Raw genomic sequence first — 15,635 nt, 5'->3', positions numbered from 1 at the left:
CCGTTTCAGAACTGTAAGTGTTCTGCGCGTACGATCATTGCCAGGCCGGAAGCCAGCTGTACCCGAACGCCATCCTTAGAGATCTCAAGAACGGTGGCATCCATCGCGTTTTTACCCGCCTTGACCTTAATGCTTTGGCCCGGCTGCAGCGCGGAGGTATCAGTGACGGGCTGCGTACGCGGCTGCTGCTGGCGCGGCGCGGCCGGCGCACGTTCCTGGGCTGGACGTGCATCGTTAGCGCGCGCTTTGCGGGCGGGCTGGCGCTCGCCTTCAGCGGGCTTACGGTTAGCCGCAGCTTTACGCGGACGACGCGCGGGCGTTTCTTCACCGGCTTCGCGTTTTTTCGCCTGCTGCTGCTGACGCTGCTGCTGAATACGAGCTTTCGCCTCTTCAAGCTGTTTGCGCGCATGCTCGATATGCTGCTCTTCCAGCTCGCCGCAGGCGTTGCCATCCAGATCGACGCGGGTCGCGCCCGCTTTAACGCCATACAGATAGCGCCAGCTGGAGGTATACAGACGCAGGGCTGAGCGCAGCTGCGTTTTGCTCAGGTTCATTTCGCCCTGAACACGTTCCACGAGGTCCTGAAAGATACCGATTTTGAGCGGACGCGCTTCACCTTCGGCACTAAAGCAGTGCGGAAAGCGCTCCGCAAGCCAGGCGATGACTTCTTTACTGCTGTTCAACTTAGGTTGATTTTCCATGAAATTTCCTGATTACAACGGGTGGCCAACAAGCCGCAGGCATGAACAGGCGACATTATAATGACCCCATCGCCAATTGCCACGAAATCCAGCGCTTTAGCTGCGATTCATATGAATAAATTTTTTAACATCGCTGTTGGCTAACACATCGCAAAGCCCGTCAGTAAAGGCTTGCAGGCCGATTTCGTCCTCGCTGTCGAAGCGATTAAATACCGTACTATCGATATCCAGTACGCCGATAGTTTCGCCCGCCACGATCAGCGGCAGCACGATTTCCGCATTGCTCGCCGCATCGCAGGCGATGTGGCCGGGAAACGCATGCACGTCATCCACGCGCTGCACTCGCTGCTGCGCCACCGCCGTACCGCATACGCCGCGCCCGACCGGGATACGTACGCAGGCGATTTTGCCCTGGAACGGCCCCAGCACCAGCGTGTTCTCTTCCGTTAACAGATAGAAGCCCGCCCAGTTTACGCCCTCCAGCCGTTCGAACAGCAGCGCGCTGCTGTTGCCAAGCGCCGCCAGAAAACTGGTTTCACCAGCAATCAGCGCTCGCAGATCGCGGTTGAGATCGTGATAAAATTCTTTTTTGTCCATTTCCTTACCATCTTAAAAGCAATCGGACGGCTACACAGGCGCCGTCCGGTTAAATAAGCATTAAATATCCACCGCCACAAGGTGAATCATTCCGGTAGTTAATATAACCTTAGATTCTGGCGGATCGGATTATCAAAACGGGCTATGCCCCTCAGCGTCCGTTTTGCATCATTTTAAGGACCGTGCATAGCTGCACGTCGAGGGTTACTGCGGCAATCTATGAAAATACATACCATCAGCCACGTTCTGCCCCATGAACGTTATCAGCGTTGCCCGCAATGCGATACCCTTTTTTCCTTACCGGATGTGACATCCCGTCAGTCCGCGCACTGCCCGCGCTGCAACGCCAAAATCCTCAACGGTCGCGACTGGTCAATGACCCGCCTGACGGCGATGGCGGTGACTATGTTTCTGCTGATGCCCTTCGCCTTTACCGAGCCGCTGATCCAGATCCGCCTGCTTGGCACGCCGATCCGCGCCAGCCTGCTGGCGGGCATTATGCAGATGACTATGCAGGGCGATATCCTGACCGCGGCGATGGTGACGTTTTGTACCATTGGCGCGCCGGTCACGCTGGCCGCCGCTATCGTCTTTCTCTTTTTCGGCAACCGGCTGGGCATGAACCTGCGCCCGGTGCTGCTGATGCTCGACAGGCTGAAAGAGTGGGTGATGCTCGATATCTATCTGGTGGGCGTCGCCGTGGCGTCGATCAAGGTTAAGGATTACGCCGATATCGAGGCCGGCTACGGGCTGGTGGCGTTTGTTGCGCTGATGACGCTGAGCCTGTTGACCATGATTCATCTTAACGTGGAGCAGCTATGGCACCGCTTCTATCCGCAGCCGCAGCCGGAGGTGGCGCGGGAAAAACTGCAAATCTGCCTGAACTGCCATCACACCGGCCTGCCGGACGATCGCGGACGCTGCCCGCGCTGCCATACGCGTCTGGCGCATCGTCGTCCCTACAGCCTGCAAAAATCCTGGGCGGCGCTGATTTCCGCCACCGTGCTGCTGGTGCCGGCCAACCTGCTGCCGATCTCGATTATTTATCTCAACGGCGGCCGCCAGGAGGACACCATTTTCTCCGGCATTCTCTCGCTGGGATCCGGCAATATTCCGGTGGCGGCTATCGTTTTTATCGCCAGTATCCTGGTGCCCTTTACTAAAATTTTGGTCCTGCTGGTGCTGCTTATCAGCATTCACTTTCGCTGCCAGCAGGGACTGAAAACCCGCATCCGGCTGCTGCGCCTGGTGACGTGGATCGGCCGCTGGTCGATGCTGGATCTGTTCGTTATATCGTTAACCATGTCGCTGGTGAATCGCGATCAGCTGCTGGCTTTTACTATGGGACCGGCCGCCTTCTATTTCGGCGCCGCGGTAATTTTAACTATCCTGGCCGTGCAATGGCTGGATAGCCGTCTGATTTGGGATGCTCATGCAACAAACGCCGACTACACCGACTAAAGCGCGAATTAGCAACAAGCGTAAAATTTCGCCGTTCTGGCTGCTGCCCTTTATCGCTTTGATGATCGCCGGATGGCTGCTGTGGACCAACTATCAGGAGCGCGGCACTACGGTGACGATCGATTTCGCCCAGGCCGACGGCATCGTGCCGGGCAGAACCCCGGTACGCTACCAGGGCGTGGAGGTAGGCACCGTGCAGGGCATCAGCCTCAGCGACGATCTGCGTACGATAAAAGTACGGGTCAGCATTAAAAGCGATATGCGCGAAGCGCTGCGCGAGGACGCCCAGTTCTGGCTGGTGACGCCGAAAGCGTCGCTGGCGGGCGTTTCAGGGCTGGATGCGCTGGTCGGCGGCAACTATATCGGCATGATGCCGGGCAAATCGGGGCAGCCGAAAGATCGCTTTGTGGCGCTGGATACCCAGCCTAAATATCGCGTCAATACCGGGGAGATGCTGGTACACCTGCATGCGCCGGATCTCGGCTCGCTCAATACCGGCTCGCTGGTTTACTATCGTAAAATACCGATCGGGCGCGTGTATGACTACACCATCACTCCGGATAATAACGGCGTCACCGTCGATGTGCTGATTGAACGCCGCTTTACCAACCTGGTAAAAAAAGAGAGCCGTTTCTGGAACGTTTCCGGCATGAAGGCTGACGTTGGCCTTAACGGCGCAAAGATCGAGCTGGAGAGCCTGACGGCGCTGGTTAACGGCGCGATCGCTTTCGATTCGCCGCCCACTTCTCAACAGGCTGCCAGCGAAAGCAACTATCAGCTCTATCCCGATCTGGCGCACAGCCAGCGCGGCGTTATCGTGACGCTTGATCTGCCCGATGGCAAGGATCTGAAGGAAGGCAGCACGCCGCTGATCTATCAGGGGCTGGAAGTGGGCACGCTGACCAAAATGACGCTACAGCCGGGCGGCAAAGTCAGCGGCGAGCTGACGCTCGATCCCTCCGTCGTTGGCTTGATGCGCAGCGGCACGCGCATTGAGATGCACAGCCCGAAAGTCAGCCTGAATAATCCCAGCCTGAGCGCGCTGCTGACCGGCGCCACGCTGGAACTCTTCCCCGGCGAGGGCGAGCCGCAGCAGCATTTCCAGGTGCGACAGAGCAACGAGGCGCTATTGCAGCATCCCAACGTCCTTGCTGTACGCCTTACCGCGCCGGAAAGCTACGGCATCAACGCCGGGCAGCCGATTATGCTGCGCGGCATCGAAATCGGCCAGGTTATCCGCCGTACCCTGACCAGCAAAGGGGTGGAGTTTGAGGCGGCGATCGCACCGGAGCATCGTCATCTGGTTCATGCCGACAGCAAATTTATTATCAACAGCCGTCTTGACGTGAAGTTCGGCCTGGACGGTATGAAAGTGCTGGGCGCCAGCGCCAGTGAGTGGATTGATGGTGGTATCCGGCTTGAGCCGGGAGCGAAAGGCGCGCCGCTTAATCGCTATCCGCTCTATGCTAACGCGGAGAAGGCGGAGGAAGGGATCGTCGGCGAACAGCCGCCGACTACCGTGACGCTGACCGCCAACAGTCTGCCCGATATTCAGCCCGGCTCGGTGGTGCTCTATCGTAAATTCCAGGTAGGGGAAATTGTTGACGTCACGCCGAAGGCGAACGAATTTCTGGTGGCGGTGCATATCAAGCCGGAATATCGCAAGCTGCTGACGCCCGACAGCGTATTCTGGGCTGAAGGCGGCGCCAAAGTGCAGCTGAACGGCGCGGGCCTGACGGTAGAAGCCTCGCCGCTGAACCGCGCGCTGCGCGGCGCTATCAGCTTTGATAATCTGGCCGGCGCGCGCAGCAGCAACAGCGAAAGGCGCGTGCTTTACCACTCCGAAACCGCCGCTCGCGCCGTCGGCAGCCAGATTCTGCTGCATACCTATGACGGCAGCAAGCTCGCCGCCGGCATGCCGATTCGCTACCTCGGTATCGATATCGGCCAGGTAGAGACGCTGGCGCTAAGTCAGGGGCACAACCAGGTGATCGCTAAAGCGGTGCTCTATCCTGAATATGTTGACAGCTTTGCCCGCACCGGCAGCCGCTTCTCGGTGGTATCGCCGGAGATCTCAGCTACCGGCGTCAATCACCTGGAAACGCTGCTCCAGCCCTACATCAACGTCGATCCCGGCAAAGGCGGGCCGCTGCGCCGCTTTGAGCTACAGGAAACTACCATTACCGACTCACGCTATCTGGACGGTTTGAATATCGTGGTGGATGCGCCGGAAGCGGGATCGCTGGGCATCGGCACGCCGGTATTGTTCCGCGGCGTGGAGGTGGGCACCGTAACCGGCACCTCGCTGGGCAGCATGGCGGATCGCGTTCAGGTACAGCTGCGCATCAGCAAAAAATATCAGCATCTGGTGCGCAATAATTCTGTCTTCTGGCTCGCCTCCGGCTACAACCTGGAGTTTGGTCTGATTGGCGGCGTGGTGAAGACCGGCACCTTCCAGCAGTTTATTCGCGGCGGCATTCAGTTCGCCACGCCGCCAACCGTTCCGCTGGCGCCGCGCGCCGCTTCCGGCAAACATTTCCTGCTGCAGGAGGAAGAGCCGAAAGAATGGCGCAAATGGGGAACGGCGATCCCCTCATCATAAAGACTATCGGGAGCCCGCGCAGGGCTCCCGTTTCATCGGCTTTCGCCGCGGCTGTGTTACACTTCCCGCCCTGTGCTTATCTGAAACTACCGGAACTCTGTCGTGGCCCAACAATCCAGAGCCAGCTTCCCTGAAGCCTTCCTTGACCTGATGCGTCAAACCCTGCCCGATGAGGCGAGCCTGCAAGCCTTTCTCGCCATCAGCCAGCAGCCGCTGCGCCGCAGCCTGCGGGTAAATACCCTGAAAATTAGCGTGGCCGATTTTTTACGTCAGACGGCGCGCTATGGCTGGCGGCTGACGCCGATTCCCTGGTGCGCGGAAGGCTTCTGGATTGAACGCGACGAGAGCGACGAAGCGCTGCCGCTGGGCAGCGTGGCGGAACACCTGAGCGGGCTGTTCTATATTCAGGAGGCCAGCTCGATGCTGCCGGTCAGCGCGCTGTTCGCGGCGCAGCCGCAGCCTGAGCGGGTAATGGACGTCGCGGCCGCGCCCGGATCGAAAACCACCCAGATGGCGGCGCTGATGAACAACCAGGGGCTGATCCTGGCAAACGAATATGCCGCCAGCCGGGTGAAGGTGCTGCACGCCAATCTCAGCCGCTGCGGCGTCAGCAATACGGCGCTGACCCACTTTGACGGACGCGTGTTTGGCCCGGCGCTGCCGCAAACCTTCGACGCCATCCTGCTTGACGCGCCTTGCTCCGGCGAAGGGGTAATCCGCAAAGATGCCGACGCGCTGCGCAACTGGACGCTGGAAAGCACCCACGCCATCGCCGCCACCCAGCGCGATCTGATCGACAGCGCCTTCCATGCCCTGAAGCCGGGCGGCACGCTGATCTATTCAACCTGCACCCTCAACCGGCTGGAAAATCAGCAGGTGATCGGCTGGCTTTGCGAACGCTATCCGGAGGCGGTGGAGATCGATTCGCTGGCGCAGCTGTTTCCCGGCGCGGAAAAGGCGGCAACGGAGGAAGGTTTTCTGCACGTCTTTCCGCAGCTGTTCGACAGCGAAGGTTTTTTCGTGGCGCGGCTGCGCAAAACGGCGGCGGTCGCGCCTATGCCGCAGCCCGGCTACAGGGTGGGCAAATTCCCTTTCAGCCCGCTATCGCGCAAGGAGGCGCAGCTGATTAGCCAGGCTGCGGCTAAATCGGGCCTGTACTGGGACGATTCGCTTACGCTGTGGCAGCGCGATAAAGAGATCTGGCTGTTTCCGACGGCGGCAGAATCATTAATTGGCCGCGTGCGTTTCTCGCGTATTGGGGTGAAGCTGGCGGAAACCTTTGCAAAAGGCTATCGCTGGCAGCATGAGGCAATCATCGCGCTGGCGCGCCCTGACGCCGCGAACAGCGTAGAGCTGCAGGAAAGTGAAGCGGAAGAGTGGTATCGCGGGCGCGATATCTGGCCACAGACGCCGCCGCCGCGCGACGAGGTGCTGGTGACCTGGCAGCAGCAGCCCATCGGCCTGGCGAAAAAGGTGGGGCAGCGCCTGAAAAACAGCTATCCGCGCGAGCTGGTGCGCGACGGCAAACTGTTTCATCTCTGACGCGCGCCGCAGGCCGTTACCGCTACGCCGCTCGCCTGACCGCGCCGCCCAGCCTTTCTGTCCGCCTTAAGCGCAATATTGACCTGCGGTTAAGGCGGTCGCCGCTAAACTAACTGCGCTGAAGCAATCAGATGAGGTGCAGGCAGAATGGACAGCCGGAAAAAATTTTTTATCATCCTGATTTTCCTTTTCTTTGGCAGCCTGCTGCTGCTGGAGCTTCTTGCCCGCCTGGCGCACAGAATTATTGTCGGTTAGCGGCGCGCCTTTGCTGCCCGGTTTTCAGCCGTTACTGCTCGTCAAGAAAATGGATAACCGCATCGGTAAATTCCTTCGGCGCCTGTAAAAAAGCGAAATGGCTGACGGTAGGCAGAATAAGCAGGCCGGCATCAGGAATAGTGGCCGCTATATGTTCAAGATGAGCCCGATCGATCGCCTCATCCCGATCGCCATCGACGATTAATACCTGCGCCTTGATGCTGCGCAGCGCTTCATCATCCCACTCCGGCTGCGTTTGCCACATCTGGCCGATCTGCGCGACAAACGCCTGATAGCCATCGGGGGTTTTCGACAGCTTTTTATACTCCTCACCGGCGCGGGCAATATAGGCGGCGAACACCGGATCGTTTGCTACCCCGGCTTTAACGCCGCTGGTGGTGGCGTTAGGCGCAAAGGCGAACACCTTCGTCACGCGCTGTGGGTGGCGCATCGCCATATCCAGGCCAATAATGGCGCCGTCGCTCCAGCCGACGATATCCGCTTTATCAAGATGCAGCTTATCCATCAGCGCAATAATATCATCGGCCATCAAATCATAACCGTAAGGCTGCGCGTTGCGGGTGCTGCGTCCGTGGCCCCGACTGTCCACCACGATAACCTGATGATGCTTCGCCAGCTCCGGCACCTGCAATCCCCAGTAGTCGCTGTTTGCCAGACCGCCGTGCAGCAAAATAACCGGCGAACCCTGGCCGACGACGCCGTACCAGAGTTGAATGCCGTTGACCGCCGCATAACCGGTAGCGAGATCCGCTACCGGAGCGGGCGTCTGCGGCAGATGCTGCCAGCGCGTTCCCCAGTGGGTATGCTGCGTTTCCGTTTTCGCCTGCGTCAGCGTGGGCGCCAGCGCCATAACGCCTGCCAGTAATATTGCCGGTTTGGTATGCATTTTTTATTTTCCTGGCGGCACATTTATCTCGCGTTGCCGGATGGTGGGTTAACGGGCCGGACGGATAACCAGCCCGGAGATGACATTTTTACTACGCTTAACGCTCAGCCATTTATTACATAAATTAATGAGGACCGCCATGCAGCGCAGAGACTTTATCGGATGCGGCAGCGCTTTTATCGCGCTGGCAATGATGTCAAATTCGGCCACAGGCGCAACGGAATCGCCCCTTTCCAGTACCAATCGCCCCGCCATAAAACCAATAACAATTAAGAATATCGCTATCGGCGCAGGTAAACCCAGGGTGATCGTATCCACCACCGCTTCAGACAGCGCTGAAGTCATCTCTTTTGTCCGTGAACAGGCGACGCGCAACGAGGTAGATATTATCGAGCTGCGGCTGGATCTATTGCATAACGGCCAGGACGCGACGGCAATGGCAGCATTAACGCGCGAACTCTACGCGCTGCTGCCGCATAAGTTGCTGCTGGCGACTTTTCGCACTAAAGCTGAAGGCGGCCAGCAGGCGATTGATGATGCCGGCTACGCTGCGCTTTATCAGCAACTGCTCGCTCAGGGAGAGCTGGACCTGCTCGATATTGAAATGTACCGCGCCCCATCGGCGGTGAAATCGCTGATTGCGCAGGCACATCAGCAGAATGTACGCGTAATCCTTTCCAGCCACGATTTTCAACAAACGCCTTCGCAGCGGGAAATTATTGCGCGTCTGCGGCAACAGCAGATGATGGGCGGCGATATACTGAAAATGGCCGCTATGCCGCATAGCCCTGGCGACGTAATACGCATGATGTCAGCAACCTGGGAGATGCGCCAGCGCTATGCCCACCGGCCGCTGCTTACCATGTCGATGGGCGGTCTCGGCGCCGTTACGCGTCTGTGCGGCGAGCTAACCGGCTCCGCGTTAACGTTCGGTATGGCAGGTAATGCCTCAGCGCCGGGCCAGATTGAAGCAGCCAGGCTGCACGACGTGCTGACGCTGCTGCATCAGGCCGCCGCAAGCGATGCCTGATGCGTGACCTGCGGTTAACCTCCGCAGCACCGGCTATGCGGCGAGGTAAATAACATCAGCATGCTTTCATCCAGCCCCAGCCCGATTGCGTATTAACCGTAGCGAAACGGCAGAGAAAACGGCGAATATGGATAGAAGGATGAAAGTAAAACTGGAGCGGGTAACGGGAATCGAACCCGTGTCACCAGCTTGGGAAGCTGGGGTAATACCATTATACGATACCCGCGTCGGAAGGCTGCCGCGCGCTAACAGGCTCAGCAGCGCGCGGAAACTATTATTACACAAAAGGTTAGCGCCAACGCAAGCGCTTCCGCTTAAAAAATCAAACTGGCCTTAGCCAGGATCAAAAAATTCCGCTAAACGTTCTTCTTCCCTTGCCCGGCTAAGGATGCGGCTCGGCCACCGTCATGGTAAACACCAGCGGCGTGTCGCCGCGGTTGGCATATTGGTGGGGATTATCCGTTCTGGCGACTGCCGAACATCCCTTAGCCACCATTAACTCGCAGGCGGCGGTATTAAGCGCTAATACCCCCTCCTCGACGTGCAACAGCTCAACGGTGCCGGCCGGGTGCCCCGGCGACGAGAAAACTTCACCGGGAAACATCTCCCAGCGCCACAGCTCAACCATATCCGGACCGCGACTACCGGCCAGTAAACGCGCCGAACCGCCTTTCTCGCCCTGCCACAGCACGGGTATCTCGTCGCCGCTAATCAGCCAGGCATCAGGCGCGCGGGTAACGTTAACGATATCCGCTACGGATAAACCGAGCGCGGCGGCGATTTTACAAAGGATAGCGATGCTGGGATTCGCGCTGCCCTTTTCAATCTCTACCAGCATTCCTTTACTGACCCCCGCGCGACGGGATAGCTCATCCAGTGAAATCTTCTGCTGTTTACGCCAGGCTTTGATACTGGAGGAAACGGCAGCGCTGACGCTGGCAATATCGGCCCCGGTGCTAGTCAATTTATTGACTTTTTTAGTCATCGGTCACTACTATAGGATAAATTAGTCAATCAGGAATTATGTTATGTTTTCTGTTTCGCCGTCAATTAACCCGGCTATAGAGCGCCTTGCTCCCGGTTTCCGGGCATTAAGCATTGTTGTCCAGGCGGCGCCGATAGCGCGTCCTGAGATTGCCGACCGGGCATTAAGGCAGGCCTGTGAATCGGCGATCGCAAATGAAATGCCGTGGGCGGAGGCGCACCTCAACGCATGGCATGAGGTTTTTCGCGCATTCGGCGCTAAGCCGAAGCGTACGCCCTGCTCGGCTGACGCCCTGCGCAAACGCGTACTGCGTGACGGCGCGTTACCTGCTATCGATCCGGTGGTCGATCTTTATAACGCTATCAGCATCCGTTACGCCATCCCGGTAGGCGGAGAAAATTTCGCTGCCTATCAGGGCCAGCCGCAGCTTACGATAGCGGATGGCAGCGAGCTGTTCGATACTATAAAAGAAGGCCAGCCGGCCAATGAATCACCCGAAGCGGGAGAGGTTATCTGGCGTGACGATCTTGGGGTTACCTGCCGACGCTGGAACTGGCGCCAGGGGGTACGAACTCGTCTCAGCGCTGAAGCCAGTCAGATGTGGTTTATCCTGGAAAGCCTGCCCGCCATGCCGCTGGAGGCATTGCAGCAGGCCGGCGATGAGTTAATTTATACTATTCAGCAAATGATGCCTGGGGCAGAGGCAGCTAAAAAGCTTATTGGCTATGCCTGACGTCTGATAACGCTTTACCCCCATCAGCCCGCTGGCAGAGATTACTGAATAGCGGGCTTTCTTTTGCGCCTTCTGCTGCTGACGATGACCAGGCGGTTTATTCCGTTTCGGTGTACAGATACCGCCTTAGCGAATAAATTAATAAAAAAAGAGCAAACCCGTAAGCTGTTCCCTCCTTTGGCCTGATTACAGTTTTTTATCCACTCTGATATAGTAGATTACCATTTATTATTTCAGGACACCCACTCCGCCTGGAAAATAAAAAAACTCCCGCCTGCTATAGTTATAATGAAAACTTTTATTATTAATCTGGAAGAAGAAGTAGAACGCAGAGAAAAAATAACAAACCAATGCCAACGTCATAACCTCAACTACCAACTCATTAAAGCAGTTAACGGTAAAGCGCTACCGCAGCCGGTCGTTTCGGCGGTAACGGCGAACTACCCTGCCTGTGGCTTAACACAGGGAGAAATAGGCTGTGCGCTGAGCCATTTGGCGGTTTATGCCGCGATAGTCAGCGAAAACCTTAACTGCGCTCTGATTCTGGAAGATGATGCTATCCTTGATGCAGATTTACAAAAATATCTGAACAGCATTGAATTTCATATAAATAACCAGCGCCCAGAAATTTATATTCTATCCGCTGTGGATGCCTGTAATAAATCTATTACCCGTAAATTAGGCCAGGATATCACTTTTTACCGCCTGGCTTATGGAAGCTGCGCGCACGGTTATATTATTAATAAAGCTGCAGCTCAGGCATTGCGTAAGTATAATCTGCCCGTGCGGTTTGAGGCCGATCAGTGGACGCTTTTTCGTGATCTGTGTGGTATTTATATCTGGTGCCTCGATAAAGAAATAATTAGCACCTCGGACCCTGATAAAATTAGCTCCGCGCTGGAAAAAGATCGGCGTGAAAGCTCTATGCTGCGCGGAAAAGCCATAAAAAAATTAAAAAAAGAAGTAAAATGGTATCAGTTAAAGAGAATTAAAAACGTATTAATTAATAAATTTGGCGGCAAACAGCAGAACGGTTCTTCAACAGCATATCGGTAAAACAGATCCAGCCGCGTAGCGGCTCAGATTTTATAATAAAAGCTGCAAAGCCTACAGATTTATCTTAATTATCTGACGGCGGAAAATATATTTTTTACAACGCTTATTTACAAAAAGCGTGTTCGCCAGTTCTTTTCCTGCACGCCAGTCGAGGCGGAGTTCTAATTTTTCTATTAAATATCAAAGCATTGTTATCATGCGCGACGGAAAAATGATGTTACTGACCGCATCACTCTTTCCCCACATGTTAACGTCCTGTCCGCGTTAACGGAGCGAAAACCACCCTTTCCACCGTTCCGTTCCCCGGTCGCCAACTGGCTGATTTTATTTCTGCTAGACTTTACTTACTCAACCTTTGAAAGGAGAAAAAAATGTCAGGTAAAGTTGAAGATAAAGTGCGTGAGGGTGTAGGCAGAGTACAGGAAGCTTATGGTCGTGCCACCGACAACTATGACGATCGGGCCGAAGGCGCAGCTCGTAAGTATGCCAACCAGGCAAGCTATGCGGTAAGAGACGCGGCCGACACGGTAAGAGATCAGGTTTCCTCAAATCCCCTTGGCGGTCTGGCTATTGCCGCTGCCGCAGGCATCGTACTGGGCTATTTGTTAGGCCGCAGATAATTTATTTTGAGCTGGTGGAAATTTCTACCAGCTTCATTGCGAATTAATTTAAATAAATTCAGTATAGATGATTAAAACCCCAGGAGAAGTTTATATCTGTTTGATTTTTATCGCAATAGATTATTAATTTTAAATAGTTGTTTATGAAAAAGGTATAATATTCAGCAAATTTATTCTTTATGAGAATAACAGCAGGATTTATTTTTACATATCACTAAAGGTAATAAATCATGTCTAAAAACAAAGAGTCATCGGGTAACTCCGGACAAAACAGCGGTTCCAAAGGAAGTAATCCAAACTGGCCCAGCAAAACCGGTAATCCATCAGGTGATGGAAGGGGCAACGCACCTCCCCGGAAGAAATAAATGCCAGATGTTTACAGTATGAAAATAACAATAAAGCTGATAAATTTATTTATCAGCTCTTTTACTAACAAACATTGCAGAAAAAGAGAGCCATTTTTCGGAAATATTAATTATGGTTGCCTGTCTGTCTCCATTTTAACTGTATCTTCAGGTAGTTTGACTAAATTTCCTGGAGCGTCATACCATTTATTTTCAAAGCAATGTAGCAGGCACCTTGTTCTGGGATACAGCCATAATGCACCATTAACAGCTTTGTTGGGTGGCGCATTTTTCTATGTTATTAACAGAATCGCTGCGACTTTCGATATCAGAGAAATACTCTCTGTTTGATTCGATAAGGCAACATACCCAACGCCATGCATGTCTGACCGACACGCTATGCCCCACTGGCCAGTTTCTATTACTGGACCATAAGTCATGCGTTTCTCGCTATTTCGCCGCGCGAAACGGGGACCTCCATAAAAATCCCACACGATCAACAGCTCAATAACATCAGCGCAGGAATTATTTTTCAAACAGCAGGCGCGCTGCGCTGACGACAACAGCAACAGCAACAGCAACAGCAACAGCAACAGCAACAGCAACAGCAACAGCAACAGCAACAGCAACAGCAACAGCAACAGCAACAGCAACAGCAACAGCAACAGCAACAGCAACAGCAACAGCAACAGCAACAGCAACAGCAACAGCAACAGCAACAGCAACAGCAACAGCAACAGCAACAGCAACAGCAACAGCAACAGCAACAGCAACAGCAACAGCAACAGCAACAGCAACAGCAACAGCAACAGCAACAGCAACAGCAACAGCAACAGCAACAGCAACAGCAACAGCAACAGCAACAGCAACAGCAACAGCAACAGCAACAGCAACAGCAACAGCAACAGCAACAGCAACAGCAACAGCAACAGCAACAGCAACAGCAACAGCAACAGCAACAGCAACAGCAACAGCAACAGCAACAGCAACAGCAACAGCAACAGCAACAGCAACAGCAACAGCAACAGCAACAGCAACAGCAACAGCAACAGCAACAGCAACAGCAACAGCAACAGCAACAGCAACAGCAACAGCAACAGCAACAGCAACAGCAACAGCAACAGCAACAGCAACAGCAACAGCAACAGCAACAGCAGTTATCATGCCGCAATAAAAACCGGATATTGAAATTCGAGTAATTTTCGTGTATTTTCGCGCGAAACTCTTGTAACGCATTGATATTAAAATAAAATAAAAAAAGACCGAATACGATTCCTATATTCGGTCCAGGGAAATGGCTCTTGTGAGAGCCGTGCGCTAAAAGTTGGCATTGATGCAGGCGATGTCGCCTTGCCCTATAAAGCGTAGAACAGGCACAGGGTTTTTCCAGCGGGATGTAAGCAGGCTGCAAAGAAGAATTGAACTCTGTGATGCTAACGGCAGAACTTAGCCAACACGCTGTCTTTTAGCGCCACTATTGACTACAGAACAGCGGCGCGGATGAACCGCGCCGGCAAAGATGATCGCCAGAGCTAGTTACAGAGTTTTTCGGCCCGCTCAAGGACTGGCTGCAGGCTGGCCTTTTCGCCCGGATGCTGCGGATCGTCATTCTGAATTACCGTAATAGACTGGGCCTGCGCCTGCCCCGCCGCCACCTTTTGCTCCGCTTTTTCATTCAGCGGATATTGCATCAGCGTACTGGGATTAATGGCAAACAGCGCGCCATCTTTGGTACAGGTGAGCATCACCTCTTCACGGTTAAACGGCCATTTATCTTTACCGATTTCAAAGCGGCTTACCGTAATCACCTCCGAAGCCGCCAGCGCGCTGGTACAGCATCCCAACGCCAGTGCCAGTCCAATAATTTTCTTCATTACGTTACCTTATTGTCTTACTTGCGCCTGGCTTTCCAGGCCTGATTTTATTCGGGCTGAAGCGTTGCAAACAGGCTGACGGCGAGCACTACCGCCACGGCAAGCAGCAGCTCAAACTGCGTCGCACGCATAAATCTCCGCTGCGCTTCACCCTCCGCCTGCCGAAAACGAGGCACCAGATAATAACGATTGAACAACGCGGTGCCGACCATCACGCTCACCAGCCCAATTTTCAGCAGCAGCCACTGTCGGTATGGATTATTAACCGGCAGCGGCCAGCCGACAATAAAAGCAGTATTGATCATGCCGCTGATCAACGTCAGCGCCACGGCCAGATGCCCATAACGGGAGAAACGCATCATGGCGTAGATCGCCTCACCTCGCCAGGCGGGCTGGCGCGCATCGCGCATCACCCACAGCAGCGGCAGCAGGCCGCCAGCCCAGAAAGCCGCGCCGGTTAAATGTACGGCATGATTGAGGCGCTGGATGACGCCAGGCCAGCCTGCCTGCATGGCGGCATGCCCAACCAGCGCCAGTATGCAAAGCTGGATAAAACCGCATAGCAGCAGCAAACGTTGGCGCGCGGCGCCTCGCCACAACAGACATAAGCAGGCCAACAAAGCGAACAGCAGCTGCAGCCGCCACGCCTGACCAAAACCGGTGCTCAGCACCGCTCGCCAGATAGCCGGCTGCGAAATATTGCGCCAGTCGCCGCTCATCAGGCCAGCCTGCGCCGCCAGTATCGCCAGCGCGCTGAACAGCACCAGCAACGCGCTGCCGCTCAGCAGCGGCATAAAGCGCTGGCCGAGCTGCGGTTGATAGCGGCGCGGCGCCAGCAGCGCGCTGAAAAACAAGCTGCCGACAAACAGCATCAGCGCGCCAAAATGGAAGGCGCGGCAAAGGATATAAATAAAATCCAGCGTCATAG

16 protein-coding genes and 1 tRNA gene are annotated in these 15,635 nt (G+C 55.0%); 8 read left to right on the top strand and 9 right to left on the bottom strand.

The genetic code is table 11. From position 1 onward, the window contains the following. Window positions 1-5 precede the first annotated feature (5 nt). The gene (proQ, locus tag FKM52_RS06245) at window positions 6-701 is read right to left on the bottom strand and encodes an RNA chaperone ProQ (protein ID WP_141175340.1); all 696 of its coding nucleotides are present in this window, start codon (window positions 699-701) and stop codon (window positions 6-8) included. Between the two features lie 96 nt (window positions 702-797). Further along, complete coding sequence (locus tag FKM52_RS06240) at window positions 798-1,298, bottom strand: GAF domain-containing protein (RefSeq protein WP_141175339.1); 501 nt, start codon at window positions 1,296-1,298, stop codon at window positions 798-800. A 219-nt stretch (window positions 1,299-1,517) separates the two neighbouring features. Between FKM52_RS06240 and yebS the strand changes: the two genes are divergently transcribed. From yebS to rsmF, 3 genes are all read left to right on the top strand, one after another. Next, window positions 1,518-2,759, top strand: coding sequence for a membrane integrity lipid transport subunit YebS (yebS, locus tag FKM52_RS06235; protein WP_141175338.1), 1,242 nt, complete (start codon window positions 1,518-1,520; stop codon window positions 2,757-2,759). Then, window positions 2,725-5,361, top strand: a complete 2,637-nt coding sequence (locus tag FKM52_RS06230; RefSeq protein ID WP_141175337.1) for a PqiB family protein — start codon at window positions 2,725-2,727, stop codon at window positions 5,359-5,361. Before yebS ends, FKM52_RS06230 begins: the two co-directional genes overlap by 35 nt. A gap of 102 nt (window positions 5,362-5,463) precedes the next feature. After that, window positions 5,464-6,903 (top strand): 16S rRNA (cytosine(1407)-C(5))-methyltransferase RsmF, encoded by a 1,440-nt coding sequence (gene rsmF / locus FKM52_RS06225; protein WP_141175336.1) that lies wholly within the window; start codon window positions 5,464-5,466, stop codon window positions 6,901-6,903. Window positions 6,904-7,189: 286 nt separating this feature from the next. Here rsmF and FKM52_RS06220 read toward each other — a convergent pair whose 3' ends face one another. Together FKM52_RS06220 and FKM52_RS21920 are read right to left on the bottom strand one after the other, a co-directional pair. Continuing rightward, on the bottom strand, window positions 7,190-8,065 hold the full coding sequence (locus tag FKM52_RS06220; protein ID WP_141175335.1) for an alpha/beta fold hydrolase: 876 nt from the start codon (window positions 8,063-8,065) through the stop codon (window positions 7,190-7,192). Between the two features lie 48 nt (window positions 8,066-8,113). Beyond that, window positions 8,114-8,383 carry a hypothetical protein gene (locus FKM52_RS21920; RefSeq protein ID WP_246085504.1) on the bottom strand — a complete coding sequence of 90 codons (270 nt, stop codon included), beginning with the start codon at window positions 8,381-8,383 and terminating at the stop codon, window positions 8,114-8,116. Here FKM52_RS21920 and aroD point away from each other — a divergent pair. Then, complete coding sequence (gene aroD / locus FKM52_RS06215; RefSeq protein ID WP_246085503.1) at window positions 8,370-9,095, top strand: type I 3-dehydroquinate dehydratase; 726 nt, start codon at window positions 8,370-8,372, stop codon at window positions 9,093-9,095. The two genes, FKM52_RS21920 and aroD, sit on opposite strands and share 14 nt — an antisense overlap. A 152-nt stretch (window positions 9,096-9,247) precedes the next feature. On the opposite strand, the gene FKM52_RS06210 is transcribed toward aroD, so the two are convergent. Further along, window positions 9,248-9,321: transfer RNA gene (locus FKM52_RS06210), tRNA-Gly, on the bottom strand. Between the two features lie 156 nt (window positions 9,322-9,477). Continuing rightward, window positions 9,478-10,080 (bottom strand): helix-turn-helix domain-containing protein, encoded by a 603-nt coding sequence (locus FKM52_RS06205; protein ID WP_141175333.1) that lies wholly within the window; start codon window positions 10,078-10,080, stop codon window positions 9,478-9,480. Window positions 10,081-10,123: 43 nt separating this feature from the next. Between FKM52_RS06205 and FKM52_RS06200 the strand changes: the two genes are divergently transcribed. The 4 genes from FKM52_RS06200 to FKM52_RS21645 all read left to right on the top strand — a co-directional run bounded on the left by FKM52_RS06200 (window position 10,124) and on the right by FKM52_RS21645 (window position 13,184). Then, window positions 10,124-10,813, top strand: a complete 690-nt coding sequence (locus tag FKM52_RS06200; protein ID WP_141175332.1) for a B3/B4 domain-containing protein — start codon at window positions 10,124-10,126, stop codon at window positions 10,811-10,813. Between the two features lie 288 nt (window positions 10,814-11,101). Beyond that, the gene (locus FKM52_RS06195; protein ID WP_141175331.1) at window positions 11,102-11,869 is read left to right on the top strand and encodes a glycosyltransferase family 25 protein; all 768 of its coding nucleotides are present in this window, start codon (window positions 11,102-11,104) and stop codon (window positions 11,867-11,869) included. 371 nt (window positions 11,870-12,240) lie between these two features. Continuing rightward, the gene (locus FKM52_RS06190) at window positions 12,241-12,489 is read left to right on the top strand and encodes a glycine zipper domain-containing protein (protein WP_141175330.1); all 249 of its coding nucleotides are present in this window, start codon (window positions 12,241-12,243) and stop codon (window positions 12,487-12,489) included. Window positions 12,490-12,854: 365 nt separating this feature from the next. Further along, window positions 12,855-13,184 carry a hypothetical protein gene (locus FKM52_RS21645; protein WP_181407900.1) on the top strand — a complete coding sequence of 110 codons (330 nt, stop codon included), beginning with the start codon at window positions 12,855-12,857 and terminating at the stop codon, window positions 13,182-13,184. A gap of 174 nt (window positions 13,185-13,358) precedes the next feature. Here FKM52_RS21645 and FKM52_RS21640 read toward each other — a convergent pair whose 3' ends face one another. From FKM52_RS21640 to copD, 3 genes are all read right to left on the bottom strand, one after another. Next, window positions 13,359-13,997, bottom strand: a complete 639-nt coding sequence (locus FKM52_RS21640; protein WP_181407899.1) for a hypothetical protein — start codon at window positions 13,995-13,997, stop codon at window positions 13,359-13,361. Window positions 13,998-14,365: 368 nt separating this feature from the next. Next, on the bottom strand, window positions 14,366-14,707 hold the full coding sequence (locus FKM52_RS06175; protein WP_141175328.1) for a YebY family protein: 342 nt from the start codon (window positions 14,705-14,707) through the stop codon (window positions 14,366-14,368). A gap of 47 nt (window positions 14,708-14,754) precedes the next feature. Continuing rightward, the gene (gene copD / locus FKM52_RS06170; protein WP_141175327.1) at window positions 14,755-15,633 is read right to left on the bottom strand and encodes a copper homeostasis membrane protein CopD; all 879 of its coding nucleotides are present in this window, start codon (window positions 15,631-15,633) and stop codon (window positions 14,755-14,757) included. Between the last annotated feature and the right edge of the window lie 2 nt (window positions 15,634-15,635).

The organism is Mixta tenebrionis, from assembly GCF_006517625.1.
GTDB lineage: Bacteria > Pseudomonadota > Gammaproteobacteria > Enterobacterales > Enterobacteriaceae > Mixta > Mixta tenebrionis.
Note: the sequence above shows the minus strand (reverse complement) of the source record. Positions and strands in the feature narration are given on the sequence as shown.